12 protein-coding genes are annotated in these 13,583 nt (G+C 58.5%); 1 reads left to right on the top strand and 11 read right to left on the bottom strand.

The genetic code is table 11. The annotated features are described in order from the left end of the window. Positions 1–2: 2 nt before the first annotated feature. The 4 genes from HBO10_RS26305 to HBO10_RS26290 form a co-directional block, all read right to left on the bottom strand. On the bottom strand, positions 3–761 hold the full coding sequence (locus HBO10_RS26305; RefSeq protein WP_034125813.1) for a hypothetical protein: 759 nt from the start codon (positions 759–761) through the stop codon (positions 3–5). A gap of 13 nt (positions 762–774) precedes the next feature. After that, entirely contained in the window at positions 775–1,611 is an 837-nt protein-coding gene (locus tag HBO10_RS26300; RefSeq protein WP_034125814.1) for a DUF4123 domain-containing protein, read from the bottom strand. Further along, positions 1,611–3,503, bottom strand: coding sequence for a type VI secretion system tip protein VgrG (locus HBO10_RS26295; protein WP_034125815.1), 1,893 nt, complete (start codon positions 3,501–3,503; stop codon positions 1,611–1,613). The genes HBO10_RS26300 and HBO10_RS26295 overlap by 1 nt, the downstream gene beginning before the upstream one ends. A gap of 285 nt (positions 3,504–3,788) precedes the next feature. Then, positions 3,789–4,775, bottom strand: a complete 987-nt coding sequence (locus HBO10_RS26290) for a DeoR family transcriptional regulator (protein ID WP_034125816.1) — start codon at positions 4,773–4,775, stop codon at positions 3,789–3,791. Positions 4,776–5,135: 360 nt separating this feature from the next. Between HBO10_RS26290 and HBO10_RS26285 the strand changes: the two genes are divergently transcribed. After that, on the top strand, positions 5,136–6,287 hold the full coding sequence (locus tag HBO10_RS26285; RefSeq protein WP_034125817.1) for an MFS transporter: 1,152 nt from the start codon (positions 5,136–5,138) through the stop codon (positions 6,285–6,287). Between the two features lie 9 nt (positions 6,288–6,296). Here the strand turns inward: HBO10_RS26285 and HBO10_RS26280 are convergent, their stop codons facing one another. The 7 genes from HBO10_RS26280 to HBO10_RS26250 form a co-directional block, all read right to left on the bottom strand. After that, positions 6,297–6,959, bottom strand: coding sequence for a type III secretion effector protein (locus HBO10_RS26280; RefSeq protein WP_230633825.1), 663 nt, complete (start codon positions 6,957–6,959; stop codon positions 6,297–6,299). A 421-nt stretch (positions 6,960–7,380) separates the two neighbouring features. After that, on the bottom strand, positions 7,381–7,557 hold the full coding sequence (locus HBO10_RS26275; RefSeq protein ID WP_080757665.1) for a type III secretion effector protein: 177 nt from the start codon (positions 7,555–7,557) through the stop codon (positions 7,381–7,383). Between the two features lie 292 nt (positions 7,558–7,849). Beyond that, positions 7,850–8,866 carry a type III secretion effector protein gene (locus HBO10_RS26270; protein WP_169922159.1) on the bottom strand — a complete coding sequence of 339 codons (1,017 nt, stop codon included), beginning with the start codon at positions 8,864–8,866 and terminating at the stop codon, positions 7,850–7,852. A 245-nt stretch (positions 8,867–9,111) separates the two neighbouring features. Next, positions 9,112–11,505, bottom strand: coding sequence for a TonB-dependent receptor (locus tag HBO10_RS26265; RefSeq protein WP_034125820.1), 2,394 nt, complete (start codon positions 11,503–11,505; stop codon positions 9,112–9,114). Between the two features lie 97 nt (positions 11,506–11,602). Continuing rightward, positions 11,603–12,553: a FecR domain-containing protein gene (locus HBO10_RS26260; RefSeq protein ID WP_034125821.1), complete on the bottom strand. Its 951-nt coding sequence runs from the start codon at positions 12,551–12,553 to the stop codon at positions 11,603–11,605. A 26-nt stretch (positions 12,554–12,579) separates the two neighbouring features. Then, positions 12,580–13,080, bottom strand: coding sequence for a sigma-70 family RNA polymerase sigma factor (locus HBO10_RS26255; RefSeq protein WP_034125822.1), 501 nt, complete (start codon positions 13,078–13,080; stop codon positions 12,580–12,582). 79 nt (positions 13,081–13,159) lie between these two features. Beyond that, positions 13,160–13,561 (bottom strand): cytochrome c, encoded by a 402-nt coding sequence (locus HBO10_RS26250; protein WP_080757661.1) that lies wholly within the window; start codon positions 13,559–13,561, stop codon positions 13,160–13,162. Between the last annotated feature and the right edge of the window lie 22 nt (positions 13,562–13,583).

Raw genomic sequence — 13,583 nt, 5'->3', positions numbered from 1 at the left:
TATTACTCACACGATGGATAAATATTACAAATGCGACCATCCGGCATTTTTATCGGTTTAAAGTCGGTGGTATTGCCGTTGCAATAAGCGTCCCGATCGGCAAAGTTCTTACCCCTACATCGCTTCCATCCACCTGGAACATTTATCCAATTATCGTCAAAGGCGGGTCGTTCCTCATCAGTCAAATTCAACACAACCTTGAGTTTTTTTCCCGGCAGTTGATCTCTTTGTACAACGCCCCCTACCCGCGACTCTTGCAACTTGCCCATCGAATCCAATGAATTGCAGATCAGGAGTTTTCTAATCGCATGCAAAGGCCCTACCGTCCGAAAGTGCCACTTACATTGCCCAAGTATTTCCTGCACACCCGACTCGGGCATCCCAGGCAGGTCGGCCTCCAAACGGTCTCGAATGGAAATACTCCCGAAATTCCCGCCCACATCCGTACTCCGTGTCCCCCACTTCGCATAGAAGTCAAATTCCACACTGCGCAGGACCAACGGACATCCTTCTACCGTTTCAGTCAGTGGCAACTCATAACTCACACTGCTCGCCACAGGCTTGTAGTCTGTAAAAAAGACTTTCCGCTCAGGTCTTTTGCCTCGCCGCCGAGGCAAGGTGCAGGTCTCACCCGTTGCGGGCCGGTAGTTGGCAGCCGTTTTAAGTTCAAATTGCGCCGGCAAATCCACCTCCAATGTAAAACGCTCCACCGTCCTCCCCGTACACCCCGAAAGCCACGCAGCCGCAATAACCAGCAACACCCACCCTATCCACCTATTCACCTTTCCCTACCTCCCTGTGCCACTGCTCCACCACTCGTTCAAAATGCTCCCCTGGCGCCTCGCCGGCCCTCGGCTGCCAATGGATAACACTGCTTCGGGTCGCCTCTGCCAAACGACGCACCACCAGAAATTCGAGCTTCTCCGGCTCCCGCCATTGCCAAGCGCGCGCCTGCGCCAGTACCTGGGCCAGCCAAATCCTTGGGTCTTGGAATTCGACCAATGCCGCCAGGTCTTCACTGTGTTCCGCCAACAGGTAACGCAGGATATTGGCGTTCAGGATGGCTTCGGCCTGGGGGTTGGGTGTATCGAGCCAAGGCGGGAGCCGAGGCGCTGGGTAATCGCCCGGTGCAGGGTTTTCGTTATGGCACCAACGGCCTTCGTGCCAATAGCACACACTGATCAGCGGCCCGAGGTAGACCGGCCAATGCTCTTTGGCCAGATGGGCCAAGGCGCGGGCCAAGGTGCGGTTGTCGTGAATGCGGTAAAGCGCCTGCTGGCCCTCTGCCCCTATCAGGAGCCTTTCGCGCCAATGGCGCGCCACATCCGCCAAGTCGGTAGCCGACAAGCTCGCGAGCCACCCCCAGTTTGACTCGGGGTGTTGCAACAGATCAGCCAGGGCGGGTTCATTGATCTGCTCAAGCAAGAGGATGATCGGGCCAGAACTCGCCAGCTCCGCCGCGGCGGTATCGCTATAGAGATTGCAATAGTGCGACGGGGCGCAACCTGCCAATAGAGGCTGGCGAGCCTCGTGGCCACCTTCCACTATCAGGCACAATCGGTGCCCGTTCTGCAGCTGTTGGGCCATCCAACGACGGGGCAAGCTGTCCATCAAGCCGCCCTCTGCGTGATATCGCACAGGCCTTCGCGACAGCGCTCGCACAGGGGGCAAAAGTCCGCGTCAAGTTGCCTGGCCAAGTCCATGACGACGCTTTGCACTGCCGACAACTGCGCGCCAGCGAACAAAGCCGGGCTCGCCGAACTGTTTGCGACCGACGAACCGGCCTGGGTAAGGGGCCTGCTGCTTGAGATACTGCCCGCTTGCATCACCAAGTGTTCCCCGCCAGCCATCAAGCTCAGTTGCGCACCGGCCTCAATGACCAGGCTGGCACCCGCCTTGAGGTGAACCCGCTGCCCAGCTTCGAACACCAGGCTCTGGCCAACGCGAGTCAGGCTATCGCCCTCTACCTCCAGGCGACTGTCATGACCCACCCGTTGTTCCAAGTCACGCTGGGCGTGCAGGTAGATGAGCTCTTCGCCGCGTCGATCTTCAACGTGCAGCTCGTTAGCCCCTCCGCCATCCGGTGAACTGCGGCTACGCAGCACGCTGCGTGTCTTGTGCTGCGGCAAGGGATAGGCTGGCAGGTGTGATGCATTGGGCAGGCAGCCCGTGACGAGAGGGTGGTCCGGGTCGCCCTCCAGAAAGCTCACCAGCACTTCCATGCCTACCCGTGGAATCACCATGGCACCAAACCCGTCCCCCGCCCAACCGGACGCCACGCGCAGCCAGCAACTGCTCGCCCCCTCGCGGTTGTCCACACGATCCCAATGAAAGCGCACCCTCACCCGACCATAGGCATCGCAATGCACGTCCTCGCCCGCAGGCCCGGTTACCGTCGCGGTCTGGCTGCCACTGATCGTCGGCCTGGGATGCTTGAGGGCCGGTCGATGCACTGCACGCCAGGGTGTCGCGGTGAATCGGTTGCGATAGCCCTGGAATCCACTGGACTCAACTATCGACTCCTCCAACACCTGCGGCTGGTAACCCTCATGACGCACCGAAGTCAGCAGCCATAAATCGTTGCAGAGTGGGTCGGGGTGATCACATAGCTCAAGGAAGTGACCACTGCACAATGCCGGCTGATCGCTCTTGCCCAACACCCTGTGGCGATCACGCTGGTGACGCTCCAGGCCGCGTCGCGCCAGCTGCGCGCCGCGCGCATGCCCCTTAAAACCGGCAGGGTAGGCATAGTCTTCCAAAGTTTGCGCCTGCACGGCACCGGCCTCTTTTTGCAGGCGAAATGAAGGGTGCTCGAAGTCATAGTCACGGCGTACAGTGCGCCGGCTGCGCGTCTCCAATCGCAGGTCGAAGCGCTGTACAACACGGCTCTGGAGCACCGGATCAGGCGACGAGCAATACCGCTGCACCGGCAACCGTCGAAATACTGTCTGGTCATCACCGAACACCAGCAGATGATTGTCCACGCTGTGACGAAAGTGATAGTGGATGCCCTCCTCTTCACACAGCCGCTGGATAAAATGCAGGTCGGACTCCCTGTACTGCACGCAAAACGCGCGTGGCGGATACACCACCGGCCCGAGTTCAAAGGCATAGGCGTCAGAGAGGATGCCGTGGTGTTCGAGGACCGTCGCAATGATCTGCGGTACGCTGCGCTGCTGGAAAATCCGCTGGTCGCAACGATGGGCAAGGGATGCCAGGCGTGGAGCCAGCGTGATGTGATAACGGGTGAGTCGCGCACCGGGATCGTCCCGACCGATGGCGTAGACGTACCCATGCAGGCCCTGCCCTGCTTCCCCGAAGTCCAGATAGGCGGGTTTATGAAGCAATGCCTCCAGGTCAAGAGAAGGATCTTCGCTGACTAACTGCACCTGTATGAAGTAAGGTTGATCGAGGGCTTCGCTGCCTTTGAACGCTACTACCTGAAGATCTGTATTTTCTGAAAGGATCAATTTGAAACATGACGAAAGAAACTTGTTAACCATCCTTTGTTACCCGCCATCAACTTTTCGATTGAACGACTCTCTTTCGCCAACGCCAACTGGATTGGAAAAAAAGCACCTGAACATGCTCAAGCTTAGCGATTTCAGGCGATTTTCGGCCCGCACCGAATAAAAAAGAAGTTTCGTACAACGAGGATGGAAGTGTCTTTTTACAAAATATTAATACTTTCCATAACAAACAGAAAACGCGGACTGTTGCTTGTCTATTTACAACTAAGCTTTAAGGAAACGACTGACACTAATTCAAGGCACCTGCTGTTCCGAGATCTACATAATTAGTCGCGCCCTCCCGAAAAGACTCACACTCAGCACATTTCCAGACTCGGTCTGCAATCGCACTGGCGCCGTGCCACCCGGCATCACCACCGTTACGTCGTCACCCTCAATCCAACCCGCGCGCCATGCCGCGCATGCTACTGCGCTGGCGCTGGTCCCCGAAGACGCCGTAGGCCCCTCTCCTCGCTCAAATACGCGCGCGATGACTCGATTGCCAGCGTCTCGAGCAACCCATTGCAGGTTGACCCCGCCAACACAGAGTTGCCCGCACCCTGCCGGCGGTGCAAAAGCGATGGCCTTCAACCGATTGAAAAGTGCCAACTGGTGCATCGTGTCATTAACCGGCAACGCCGACACATGCTCAACCAGCGTCACACAATGAGGGTTGCCTATCCGGACAAATTGGCTGTTTCCCCATTGCGCATTGATCGACGCCAATGCCGCCACGCGGCTGAATTCATGATGTGCCGCGACCACAGGGCTCACACCGACCGCCCCCACCGCCAAGGGGCCAAACTCGGGCCTGCCCAACGCCAGCCAGAAGCCTGGCACCTGTTCATGCTTCGCCGGCTCGACATAGGTGATCACGGGCGATACCGCATCCGGCTTATCGTGATACACCCGCAACTCGCTACCGTGCACCATTAACCCCTGGTCGGTTAACGCCTGGGCAAAAATGGTCAGGCCATTACCACTGCGTTCGGCGAGAGAACTGTCGGTATTGATGATCAGCAGATCAAACGGTGGCCGTGCTTGAAATGGCCCGACTAACAAACCATCACAGCGATACGCCTTTGCACCGGTCGGTGGTGGTAATGCACCCCAGCCACATTCGGACGCAATGGCCGACGCGGCCCACATCTTGCGCGTGCTTGCAGCCAAGCGGGCGTTGTCGGGCACATCGATACCCAGACCGCGCAAATGGGCCGGGCTGACCACCCCATAGATATTTCCGCGTGCATCGTAGAACCGAGTCATGACCACGCCAGCAAGAGATTTTTCATCGGTTCGTCCGCTCACTTATCGACCATCGGGACAGCAGCGTATTACAGAACGGTCGATCTGTGGGAGGTGGGCGCAAAGGCAGTAAGCCACTGCAAGAACCTGGGGTTCAGCCACTCCTGCAGGGAGTACACACCTTCCGGACCACCTCCTACAGGTTCGACCATTCCTACGTGGTTACCCCACGCCAAAGCGTTCCATTTTTTGTAAAAAAAATGCTCGCAATCTGCGCTTTTAATCCTGATAACAAAAGGAACCCAGCTCGCTCGAGAGGGCCTGATGTGCAAGGATGTCGCGCCGGACATCGTTCGTTGAACGCCAAACCAAGGATTTTTCATGACTGCCATTCCCACCCCTGCCCCCGTGGTTCCCGGGCGGCTGGAGCAGATGTCGACCCGCATCGCTTTTTTTATCGCAGGTTTCGGTATCGCCGCCTGGGCACCTTTGGTGCCGTACGCCAAGGCGCGTGCAAATCTGAATGAAGGCACCCTTGGCCTGCTGTTGTTGTGCCTGGGGGTGGGGTCGATCATCGCGATGCCCGCTGCGGGCGTGCTGGCATCTCGCTTTGGCTGCCGACGCGTGCTCACCGCAGGGACGCTGATGATCTGCCTGGCCCTGCCGATGCTGGCCACTGTCAGTTCGATCCCGCTGTTGATCGCGGGGTTATTCCTGTTTGGCGCGGGCCTGGGCACCGTGGACTCCACCGTCAACCTGCAAGCGGTGATCGTTGAGCGCGCCAGTGGCAAAACCATGATGTCGGGCTTTCACGGGTTGTTCAGCCTGGGGGGCATTGTCGGCGCAGCGGGGGTTGCGGGGTTGCTGGGGCTGGGCCTGTCGCCATTGCAGGCGACCCTGGTGGTCGTCGTTATCACGGTGGCGGCGCTGTTAAAAGCAGCACCGCATTTGTTGCCTTATGGCAGCAAAAGCTCGGGACCGGCATTTGCAGTGCCCCATGGCGTGGTGTTGTTTATCGGTTGCCTGTGTTTCATCGTATTCCTGGCTGAAGGTGCCGTGCTGGATTGGAGTGCTGTGTTCCTCAGCGCCGAGCGCGGCCTCGATGAGGCTTACGCCGGCCTGGGGTACGCGGCATTTGCCTTGACCATGACTGCTGGACGCCTGACCGGCGATGCCATTGTTCGACGCCTGGGGCCCACTCGCGTAATCGTGATCGGTGGCGCGCTGGCCTGTGCCGGCTTGCTCCTCGCGACCCTATTGCCAACGTGGGAAACGGCGCTGCTCGGCTACGCGCTGGTGGGTGCAGGGTGTTCGAATATCGTACCGGTACTGTATACCGCCGTGGGTAAGCAAACGGTGATGCCAGAGCATATCGCAGTGCCTGCCATCACCACATTGGGCTACGCCGGGATTCTCGCCGGCCCCGCCATGATTGGCTTTATCGCCCATGGCAGCAGCTTGAGTACTGCGTTCATCCTGATCGCGGTATTGCTGGCGGCAGTAGCCATCAGTGGAAAAATCCTCAAGGTATGAGTCCAAGCTTCAACGCGCTTTGCGAGCATCGTCCTGCTCCCGCCAACGTTCGAGGCTTTTGTTGCTGAGCCAACCGTCCTTATGAGGCGGGCCAAACAGTCGTGTGCCATTGGCTCGCTGTAATGACGACAGCAAACCCGGACGGTCAAGAATATTCTTCGCTGTGTAGACACTGAGCTCGCTGTATTGGGACCTGGGCATGCCTGTAGACGTATCCAGCACAGGCGCGCCGTGTTGATCTACCTCATACGGGTCTTGCATAACCGACCGAAGCTTGGCTATTTCAACGTACTGATGCGTTTCAAAGAGATAGGTTCGATCCATGGTCTCGTCTCGCAGGTGCGCAAACTGGCTTTGCAGCGCTTGCACCACCTGTGCATTGCTTTGGGCATGAAACGGATCCTGGCTGAAAACACTTGGAGAGCTGTTGCCCTGCAAGGTCTGGGCAGCCGCACTGAGGCTGTCACGTGTGATATCGCCATCACGGCTGAAGATAGCGTCGCTTAGCCGAGGGCGTTTGAGAATTTCTCTGACGACCTGGATCGCGTTGTCCAACACCTCGTTTTCACCCGTCGGTTGAGCAGCGATCCGCTTCAAGGACGTCCAAGTCAAGCGCCCGTCATTCAGAAACGGGTGCACCGCGCCGAAGGATTTTTCCAAGGCCTTTGCCAACTGGCTATCCTTTGTAGTTGCACTTGGCAGGGAACCCCTGGCCCGCTCAACAGGGGAGTTCTGCAAGTCTCGATAGCGCAGAGCGGATAAGGTCCCACGCAAGAGAAAGGGTTTGTGCGAGCCTCCAGCCGAGGGCGCGGATGGGGCTTCATACCAGGTTTCAGATTGGCAGACCGGTGGTGGAGTGGTTGATTGTGCGGCCAGCCTGTCGGGAGGAAGCGGCCGGCCGGAAGGTACTGCACCCTTAATTGTCATGGGTTTTCTCCAACTCTTTTCAGATGCATATCCGCTGGGTGGTCTGTGCCGTGATGGGCAAAATCAACGAATAGACTCTCCTCAGGCAGGTACCTCATGTGTGGTTGGATGGGCTCGACAGTTCCGAGTAAAAGGCTAATACCAATGACAATATGTAAAACCGTGGTCAACCACCCTCATCCAGCTTTCGCCTACGCCACCAGCCTGCCAGGCTGTTGATCAAGCCGGTGTCTTTCAATGAATCGCCACCGGCCCCCGGCGTCTGCAACTCCGCCAGCAGGCCCCGGGAAAAATCATCCGAAACGGGCGCCTGGAATTTGCGCTCGCCGGCATACGCCTTCATGCGCCGCGCCTCGGCCTCATATTCGGTCGACTCAAAGGGAAGACTTTGCGACGCTGCGCACTCCTCTGGCATTGCCAGACTCGCTTGCTGGGTGTTGCGCAAAAGCTCGAGAGGGCCAGGTTTGGGGGAATTAAACGAGGTTGAAGTCATATGTTTTCCCTCATTCGAAAGCTGAAAAAACGGCATGCCAAATCACTACCGCAGGTACCACCTATGTGGCAACCGGGAATAATTCGTTCCTTGAAACATATAAAACTGGCGCCACCTCAAAAAGGTGGCGCCGCAAGAGCGGTCAGCGGGACAACGAGTACAGCCCTCTACGGCTGATCTTCCCATCGCCGTCTTTACTGAGGTGGTTATCCATTTTTTCGAGCACGTCACTGCGCGTGAGTATTTCCTGGGATAACTGAATCAGATGATCCTTGGCTGCATCGCCAGTGAGCGGCTTGCGCGCCCACTCTTTCAGTTCGCTGATTTTCAGGCTTGAGCCCCCGCTCCTTTTCTTCAACTCGTCGAAATGATCAAGCAGCTCACCGGCCAGTTCCTTGTCAGTCTTGTACTTGAAGTAGTTCTCTCCTTTGATCACCATATTCAGTTTTTGCCGGTCGATAAGACCATCCAGGGCGCCGGTGGAACTGTGCCTATCCATCGCTGCCATCAGTTCCGGACGTCGTAGCAGCTCATTGGCCAGGCGGATGTTCTCGTTCATGACGGGATTAGGCGACCACCCTCTTTTCGCCATCGCAAGAATGCTGTCAACGCTGACGTAGCCAGGCTTCTTCGGGTCTCTGAAGGCATTGAAGTTGTCGAGCAGTTGTTGGGCCAACTCTTCGCGGTTCTTCAACGCGTACTGCGGATCCGGCCTGCCGGGGGCGGGCGGATACGGTCGACCTGCGGTGGGGTCCGGTCGTGGTGGAGGATTGCTCTCAATAGGATTCGGTCTGGGGGGCGGGTTGCTGCAACCTGGGTTCGGCCTTGGCGGCCGATGTTCACAACCAGGATGCGTGGGCGGCCGATGTCCGCTGAAGCAATGACCGACCCACTGCTTGAATTGGCTCAGCAAACTCTGCGCCCCCTGCGGGCTGTGGTGACGCCCATGCGCGTCAGCCGCGGTGGTCGGCGCCTGAGGACTACCAAATACCGGCCCGTCCTTGTTCTCCCTGGATTGGAAATTAACATGGGCAACATTCTGGCCATTGAAAGAACGCGCAGCCGCAGCCTCGTTAGCGACTTTAATGTCGACCTTGGCCGGTGGAAGGTCAGACGTTGCTGAAGCAGAGACGGGTGTATCCAACATCGATACCGACATAAGTTTCTCCATGACAGTGGGCGATTTTCAGCTTGTCGCTCCAACGCAATGTCGAAGCCCACCAGCTTTCCCATGTGTGGTTTTGCGTCGGAATCAGTTCCTGATCCAGCAACAATATGTGATCAAGGTGTAGGAAACAGCTTGGACAGCGGCGATCTTCTCGCGATGAATGGGCGGTGCCCCTGGCCCGGGCCAAAAAAAAATCGCGACCTTTGAGATCGCGATTTTTCTTCATCGGCTAAAGCTCAAAACCCTACGCTTGCCTGTAGGAAGAACGTGCGAGGCTCACCCAGGTACAACCCTGCATTGTTGTCGCTAGAGCGTGTGTAATGCTGCTGGTCGAAGACATTCTTCACGCCCACGCCCAGTTTCAGGTTCGACAGTTGCGCGCCAAAGTCGTAGCCGCTGCGCAGGTTGACCGAGACATACCCGGGGATATCACCGTATTGGCCATCAGCAGAGCCTTGGGTGATATAGGTGGTGCCGGTGCCGGGCGCACGCTGGCCGGACTGGGCATAGACGTCCAGGTTGTGGGTCCAGTGGTTGACGTCGTAACGCAGGCCCAGGGTCGCCACTTGGCGGGAATACAGTGGCAGGTCACGGCCCTTGAACGGCACATCACCTTCGGAGGTGGCCTTGGTGTAGGTGAAGCCCGCGTTGGCGGTCAGGCCGTCGAGGCGCGGGTCGAGGTTGGACAGGTCGTAATGGGCGGATGCTTCGATGCCGCTGTGCTTGGTGGCGCCGAGGTTGGTCCAGCCCACGTCATTGCTGACGTATTGCAGTTCATCCGAGAAGTCGATGTAGAACAGCGTCACTTCGCCGCCCCAGACGCTGTCGTTGTAGCGCGTACCGACCTCGTAGGTCTTGGCCTTTTCCGGGTTCAGGCCGTTGGCCGTCTGGTCGCCGGTACCGCCCTGGCCGAGTTGGAAATACTGCAGGCTGCCGAAGGAGGTTTCGTAGTTGGCGAACAGTTTCCAGGCGTCAGACACGTGGTACATCACGCTCAGCGCCGGCAGCGGTTCGTTGTTGTGGACCTCGCGGCGTTTTTCCTCGGTACGCTTGCCGTTCAGGGCAACGACCGGGCGGTCATGCCATTCGGTACGGATATCTTCAAAGCGAATGCCCGGGGTGATGGTCCATTTGCCAATATCGATTTTGTTATCGATATAGAAGGCGTTGGCTTCAGTGCCCCCCGTGCGGTCCTGATACACGTGACCGTCGCTCTGCCCGCCCGGCGTCGGTACGTTGTTGACCAGGTTCAGGCTGGTGGCCTCCTCGTGCATGCCTTCTTTGAGGTAGCGATACCCCACACTGACTTCCTGGGTACTGGGCCCCAGGTCAAACACATGGGACACACGCGGCTCGATGCCGAAGGTGTAGTAGGTGCGCGGGTAGGAGCTGAGGGTCTTGAGATCGCGGTTGGCAATGTTGCTGCCACGGAAACTGTCGGAATAGTAAGTCAGCACTTCGGCCTGGGTGCGGTCGTCGATCTGGCGGATGTACTTGAACGACACGTCCTTGCGGCGCCCGCTGAAGTTGTCCCAGTCACGCACCGATTGGTACGGGTTGGCATCGAACTGCTTCTGGGTCAGGCCGCCGGGCATATCGGCGCTGGCATCGTAATAGTGGAAGTTCAGCGAGAAATCGTCTTGATCGGTCGGCGCCCAGTGGGTTTTGAAGATCACATCATCGATGTCGTTGCCGTTGTTGCTGTTGCGGTAACCGTTACCGTTGACCCCGGAGTACAGCAGCGCGGCGCCGATACCGTTGTCGGCCGTGCCACCGATAAAGGCATTCTCTACATGCTTCCAGCCACCGTGGGCAGACGTTTGCAGGGTGGTGCCGACTTCACCGGAGAAGTCTTGCGGGATCGCACGGGTCACGAAGTTGATCACGCCGCCGACGTTCTGTGGCCCATAACGCACCGAACCCGCACCGCGGACAACGTCGATACTTTCCAGGTTACCGGCAGAAATCGGCGCCATCGACAGCTGTGGCTGGCCGTAAGGAGCGAACGCAGCCGGTACGCCGTCAATCAGCACGGTGGAGCGCGGTGACAGGCGCGAGGTCAGGCCGCGTACGCCGACGTTGAGGGAAATATCACTGCCACCGGTGCCGTTGGATTCCTGCACTTGCACGCCAGGCACGCGGCGCAGGACGTCACCGATGTTCATCGCGCCCTGCTCTACCATGGCTTCGCGTCGAATGACGGTGCGTGCGCCGGGATGGTTCTGCACCACTTCGGCATCGGCGTCGGCAAGCCAGTCGCCCACCACCTTGATATCGGTGACCCCCAGTTCCAGCGGTGAGCCCGCTTCACCGGTGCCGCGGCTCACCGGACGCAAGGTCACGGAGCCGGCGTCAATCTGGTAATCCAGGCCACTGCCTTGCAGTAATTGCCGCAGGGCTTGTTCGGGCGAGAGATTGCCATCGACCGCAGGAGCTTGCTTGCCAGCAACCATATCGGGGCTGAAGAACACTTGCAGCGAGGTCTGCTGGCCCAATTGGCTCAAGGCTGCGCCGAGGGATTGCGCACGAATGTGGATACCCTCGGCAGCCTGTGCGGTACTGATGGCAACGGCCAGGGCCAAGGGCGCCCAGCGGGAAATTTTATTGTTGTGGGGGGCAAGTTTTTTCACGTCGAACCTAGTCCTGTGATCGCAAGCATGCGCGGCCGTTAATGCAAACCAGTTGCAGTTGCAGGAGAAGACGAAGAACTCGAAAAAAACCTGAATGTCAGCGCGAAATAATTTCCTGGCTACCGTCCGGCAAAGTGCGCAAGGCGACCGGCAGGATGTGGGGCAAGGCCTTGAGCAAGGCATCGGTATCGCTGGAGTTGAAGACACTGGTCAAGCGCAGATTGCCCACCGCTGCCGTACTGACACGCAGCGGTTGCTCGCGGTAGCGCGACACTTCCCGCGCCACGTCGACCAAGGTGGCGTTGTTGAACACCAGTTTACCGTTGCGCCACGCGGTCAGTTCTTCAGGGTTCACCGCGTAGGCCGCCGCCACTTGGCCTTGGGGATCGACATGGGTGCCACGCCCGGTGGTGAGCGTGACGATGTGATCGGATGCCCGGCCCTGCACCTTGACCGTGCCGGCTTCGACCGCCACGCGGGTCTGGTCCGCCTCCCGACGTACATCAAAGCGCGTGCCGGTGACGGTCACCTGCCCTGCCCCGGCTGCGACCACAAACGGGCGCCCGGCGTCATGCTGCACGCTGAACATCGCCTCGCCCTGCTTGAGCTCTACGCCCCGACGGCCCTTTTCGTAATGAACCGCGACCACGCTGCGGCTGTTGAGGTCCATCACGGAACCGTCAGGCAAGATCACCTGACGATGCTCGCCTAACCGCGTGCTGAATTCGGCATTGTAGGGCTTTGGCTGCCCCAGACCGCGGTACGCACCCAGGCCCACTGCAATGGCGACCACACTGGCGGCCACGGCATAACGCATCAGCGCACGCCGTCCAAGGCGCTCGGTCGGCGCATCGCCCAGCGCCTGCAAGCGGGCCTTGGGCAGCAAATCCGTCGCACTCCATAGCCCTTGCAGCACATCGATTTCGTACTGATGCGCGGGCTGCGACCTGCGCCAGGCATCGAAACGTTGGCGTTCCTGGGCGCTCAATGGGCCGTCTTGCAGGCGTACAAACCACTGCGCGGCCTCATCACGGACACGGTTATCCATCGTGGAAGATCCTGTTTCAAAGCCGGTCATGGCGCGCTCGCATCCAGACGATCACGCAGATGCCGCAGGGTGCGGATCATATACTTTTCCACCATGTTTTTAGACAGCCCCAGGCGTGTGGCGATTTCCTGCTGGGTGAGCCCTTCGATCTTTTGCCAGATGAAAATCCTGCGACAGTTGAGCGGCAACTCGGCCAGCGCCCGCTCGATGGCATCGGCCAACTGGATCGCGTGCATGTAATGCTCCGGGTCGCTACTGTGAGGCGTGCTGTGATCAGCCGCCTGCAGCGTCAACGCCTCGCGGCGGTCTTCGCGGCGGTAGGCATCCACCGCAATATTGCGCGCGGTTTGATGCAGGTAGGCGCGTGGCTGCGCCACACCGCAGGCAGCGGACTCAAGCACCCGCACGAAGGTGTCGTGCGCCAGGTCTTCGGCTTGCTGACGGTTTCTCAGGCGGCGTGTCCAGGTGCCGATCAACTCTTCGTAGTGCTCGAAAAAGCCTGTTCTGCGGGGCGGCTGAGGAGTCATCGCGTGAGCACTGGGGAGGCGGGGCGTGAATAGTAATGCTTCCTATTAAGTGGGGCAATTGCTGCTCATCGCCCACCCACTATTTGTTTGAAATGACCTCACTCATGTATTGATGCAAATCGCGAAAGTCTTTAACGCTCCAGGCATGTGGCGCGATCTTTACGCCATTGTCTTGCAGCGTCTTGGGGATCAGGTTGCCATTGGGGCGAAGGATGACCGAGGAGACGATAACGCCCGGATAATCATGGAGTCGTTTCTTGAAGGTGGCAGTTGTCAGGTCGGGGGTTGGCGGATTACTTTTTTTTGCCAATGGCCCCGTGCCTTTGATATCGGGCCCGTGGCACACAGCACAGCGCTGTAGATACAGCGTTTTACCATTGCTGTTTTCCGCGACGCACAAGGCTGTCTGAGCCAGTGATAAAGCGGCCACTACGCCGCTGAGTAATAGTTTCATCCATCGGGTATCGGCCCACGCATGCATTCCATCGCTTCCTGTATTGCCC

It is taken from the genome of Pseudomonas sp. WS 5503, from assembly GCF_012985385.1.
GTDB classification, from domain to species: Bacteria; Pseudomonadota; Gammaproteobacteria; order Pseudomonadales; family Pseudomonadaceae; genus Aquipseudomonas; species Aquipseudomonas paracarnis.
Note: the sequence above shows the minus strand (reverse complement) of the source record. Positions and strands in the feature narration are given on the sequence as shown.

Bases quoted from the DNA above. Each gene is read 5' to 3' on its own strand.
- HBO10_RS26275 (WP_080757665.1), bottom strand. From the start codon at position 7,557: ATGAAGGCGTATGCCGGCGAGCGCAAATTCCAGGCGCCCGTTTCGGAT.
- HBO10_RS26270 (WP_169922159.1), bottom strand. From the start codon at position 8,866: ATGTCGGTATCGATGTTGGATACACCCGTCTCTGCTTCAGCAACGTCT.
- HBO10_RS26290 (WP_034125816.1), bottom strand. From the start codon at position 4,775: ATGACTCGGTTCTACGATGCACGCGGAAATATCTATGGGGTGGTCAGC.
- HBO10_RS26295 (WP_034125815.1), bottom strand. From the start codon at position 3,503: ATGGTTAACAAGTTTCTTTCGTCATGTTTCAAATTGATCCTTTCAGAA.
- HBO10_RS26255 (WP_034125822.1), bottom strand. From the start codon at position 13,080: ATGACTCCTCAGCCGCCCCGCAGAACAGGCTTTTTCGAGCACTACGAA.
- HBO10_RS26285 (WP_034125817.1), top strand. From the start codon at position 5,136: ATGACTGCCATTCCCACCCCTGCCCCCGTGGTTCCCGGGCGGCTGGAG.
- HBO10_RS26260 (WP_034125821.1), bottom strand. From the start codon at position 12,553: ATGGATAACCGTGTCCGTGATGAGGCCGCGCAGTGGTTTGTACGCCTG.
- HBO10_RS26300 (WP_034125814.1), bottom strand. From the start codon at position 1,611: ATGGACAGCTTGCCCCGTCGTTGGATGGCCCAACAGCTGCAGAACGGG.
- HBO10_RS26250 (WP_080757661.1), bottom strand. From the start codon at position 13,561: ATGCATGCGTGGGCCGATACCCGATGGATGAAACTATTACTCAGCGGC.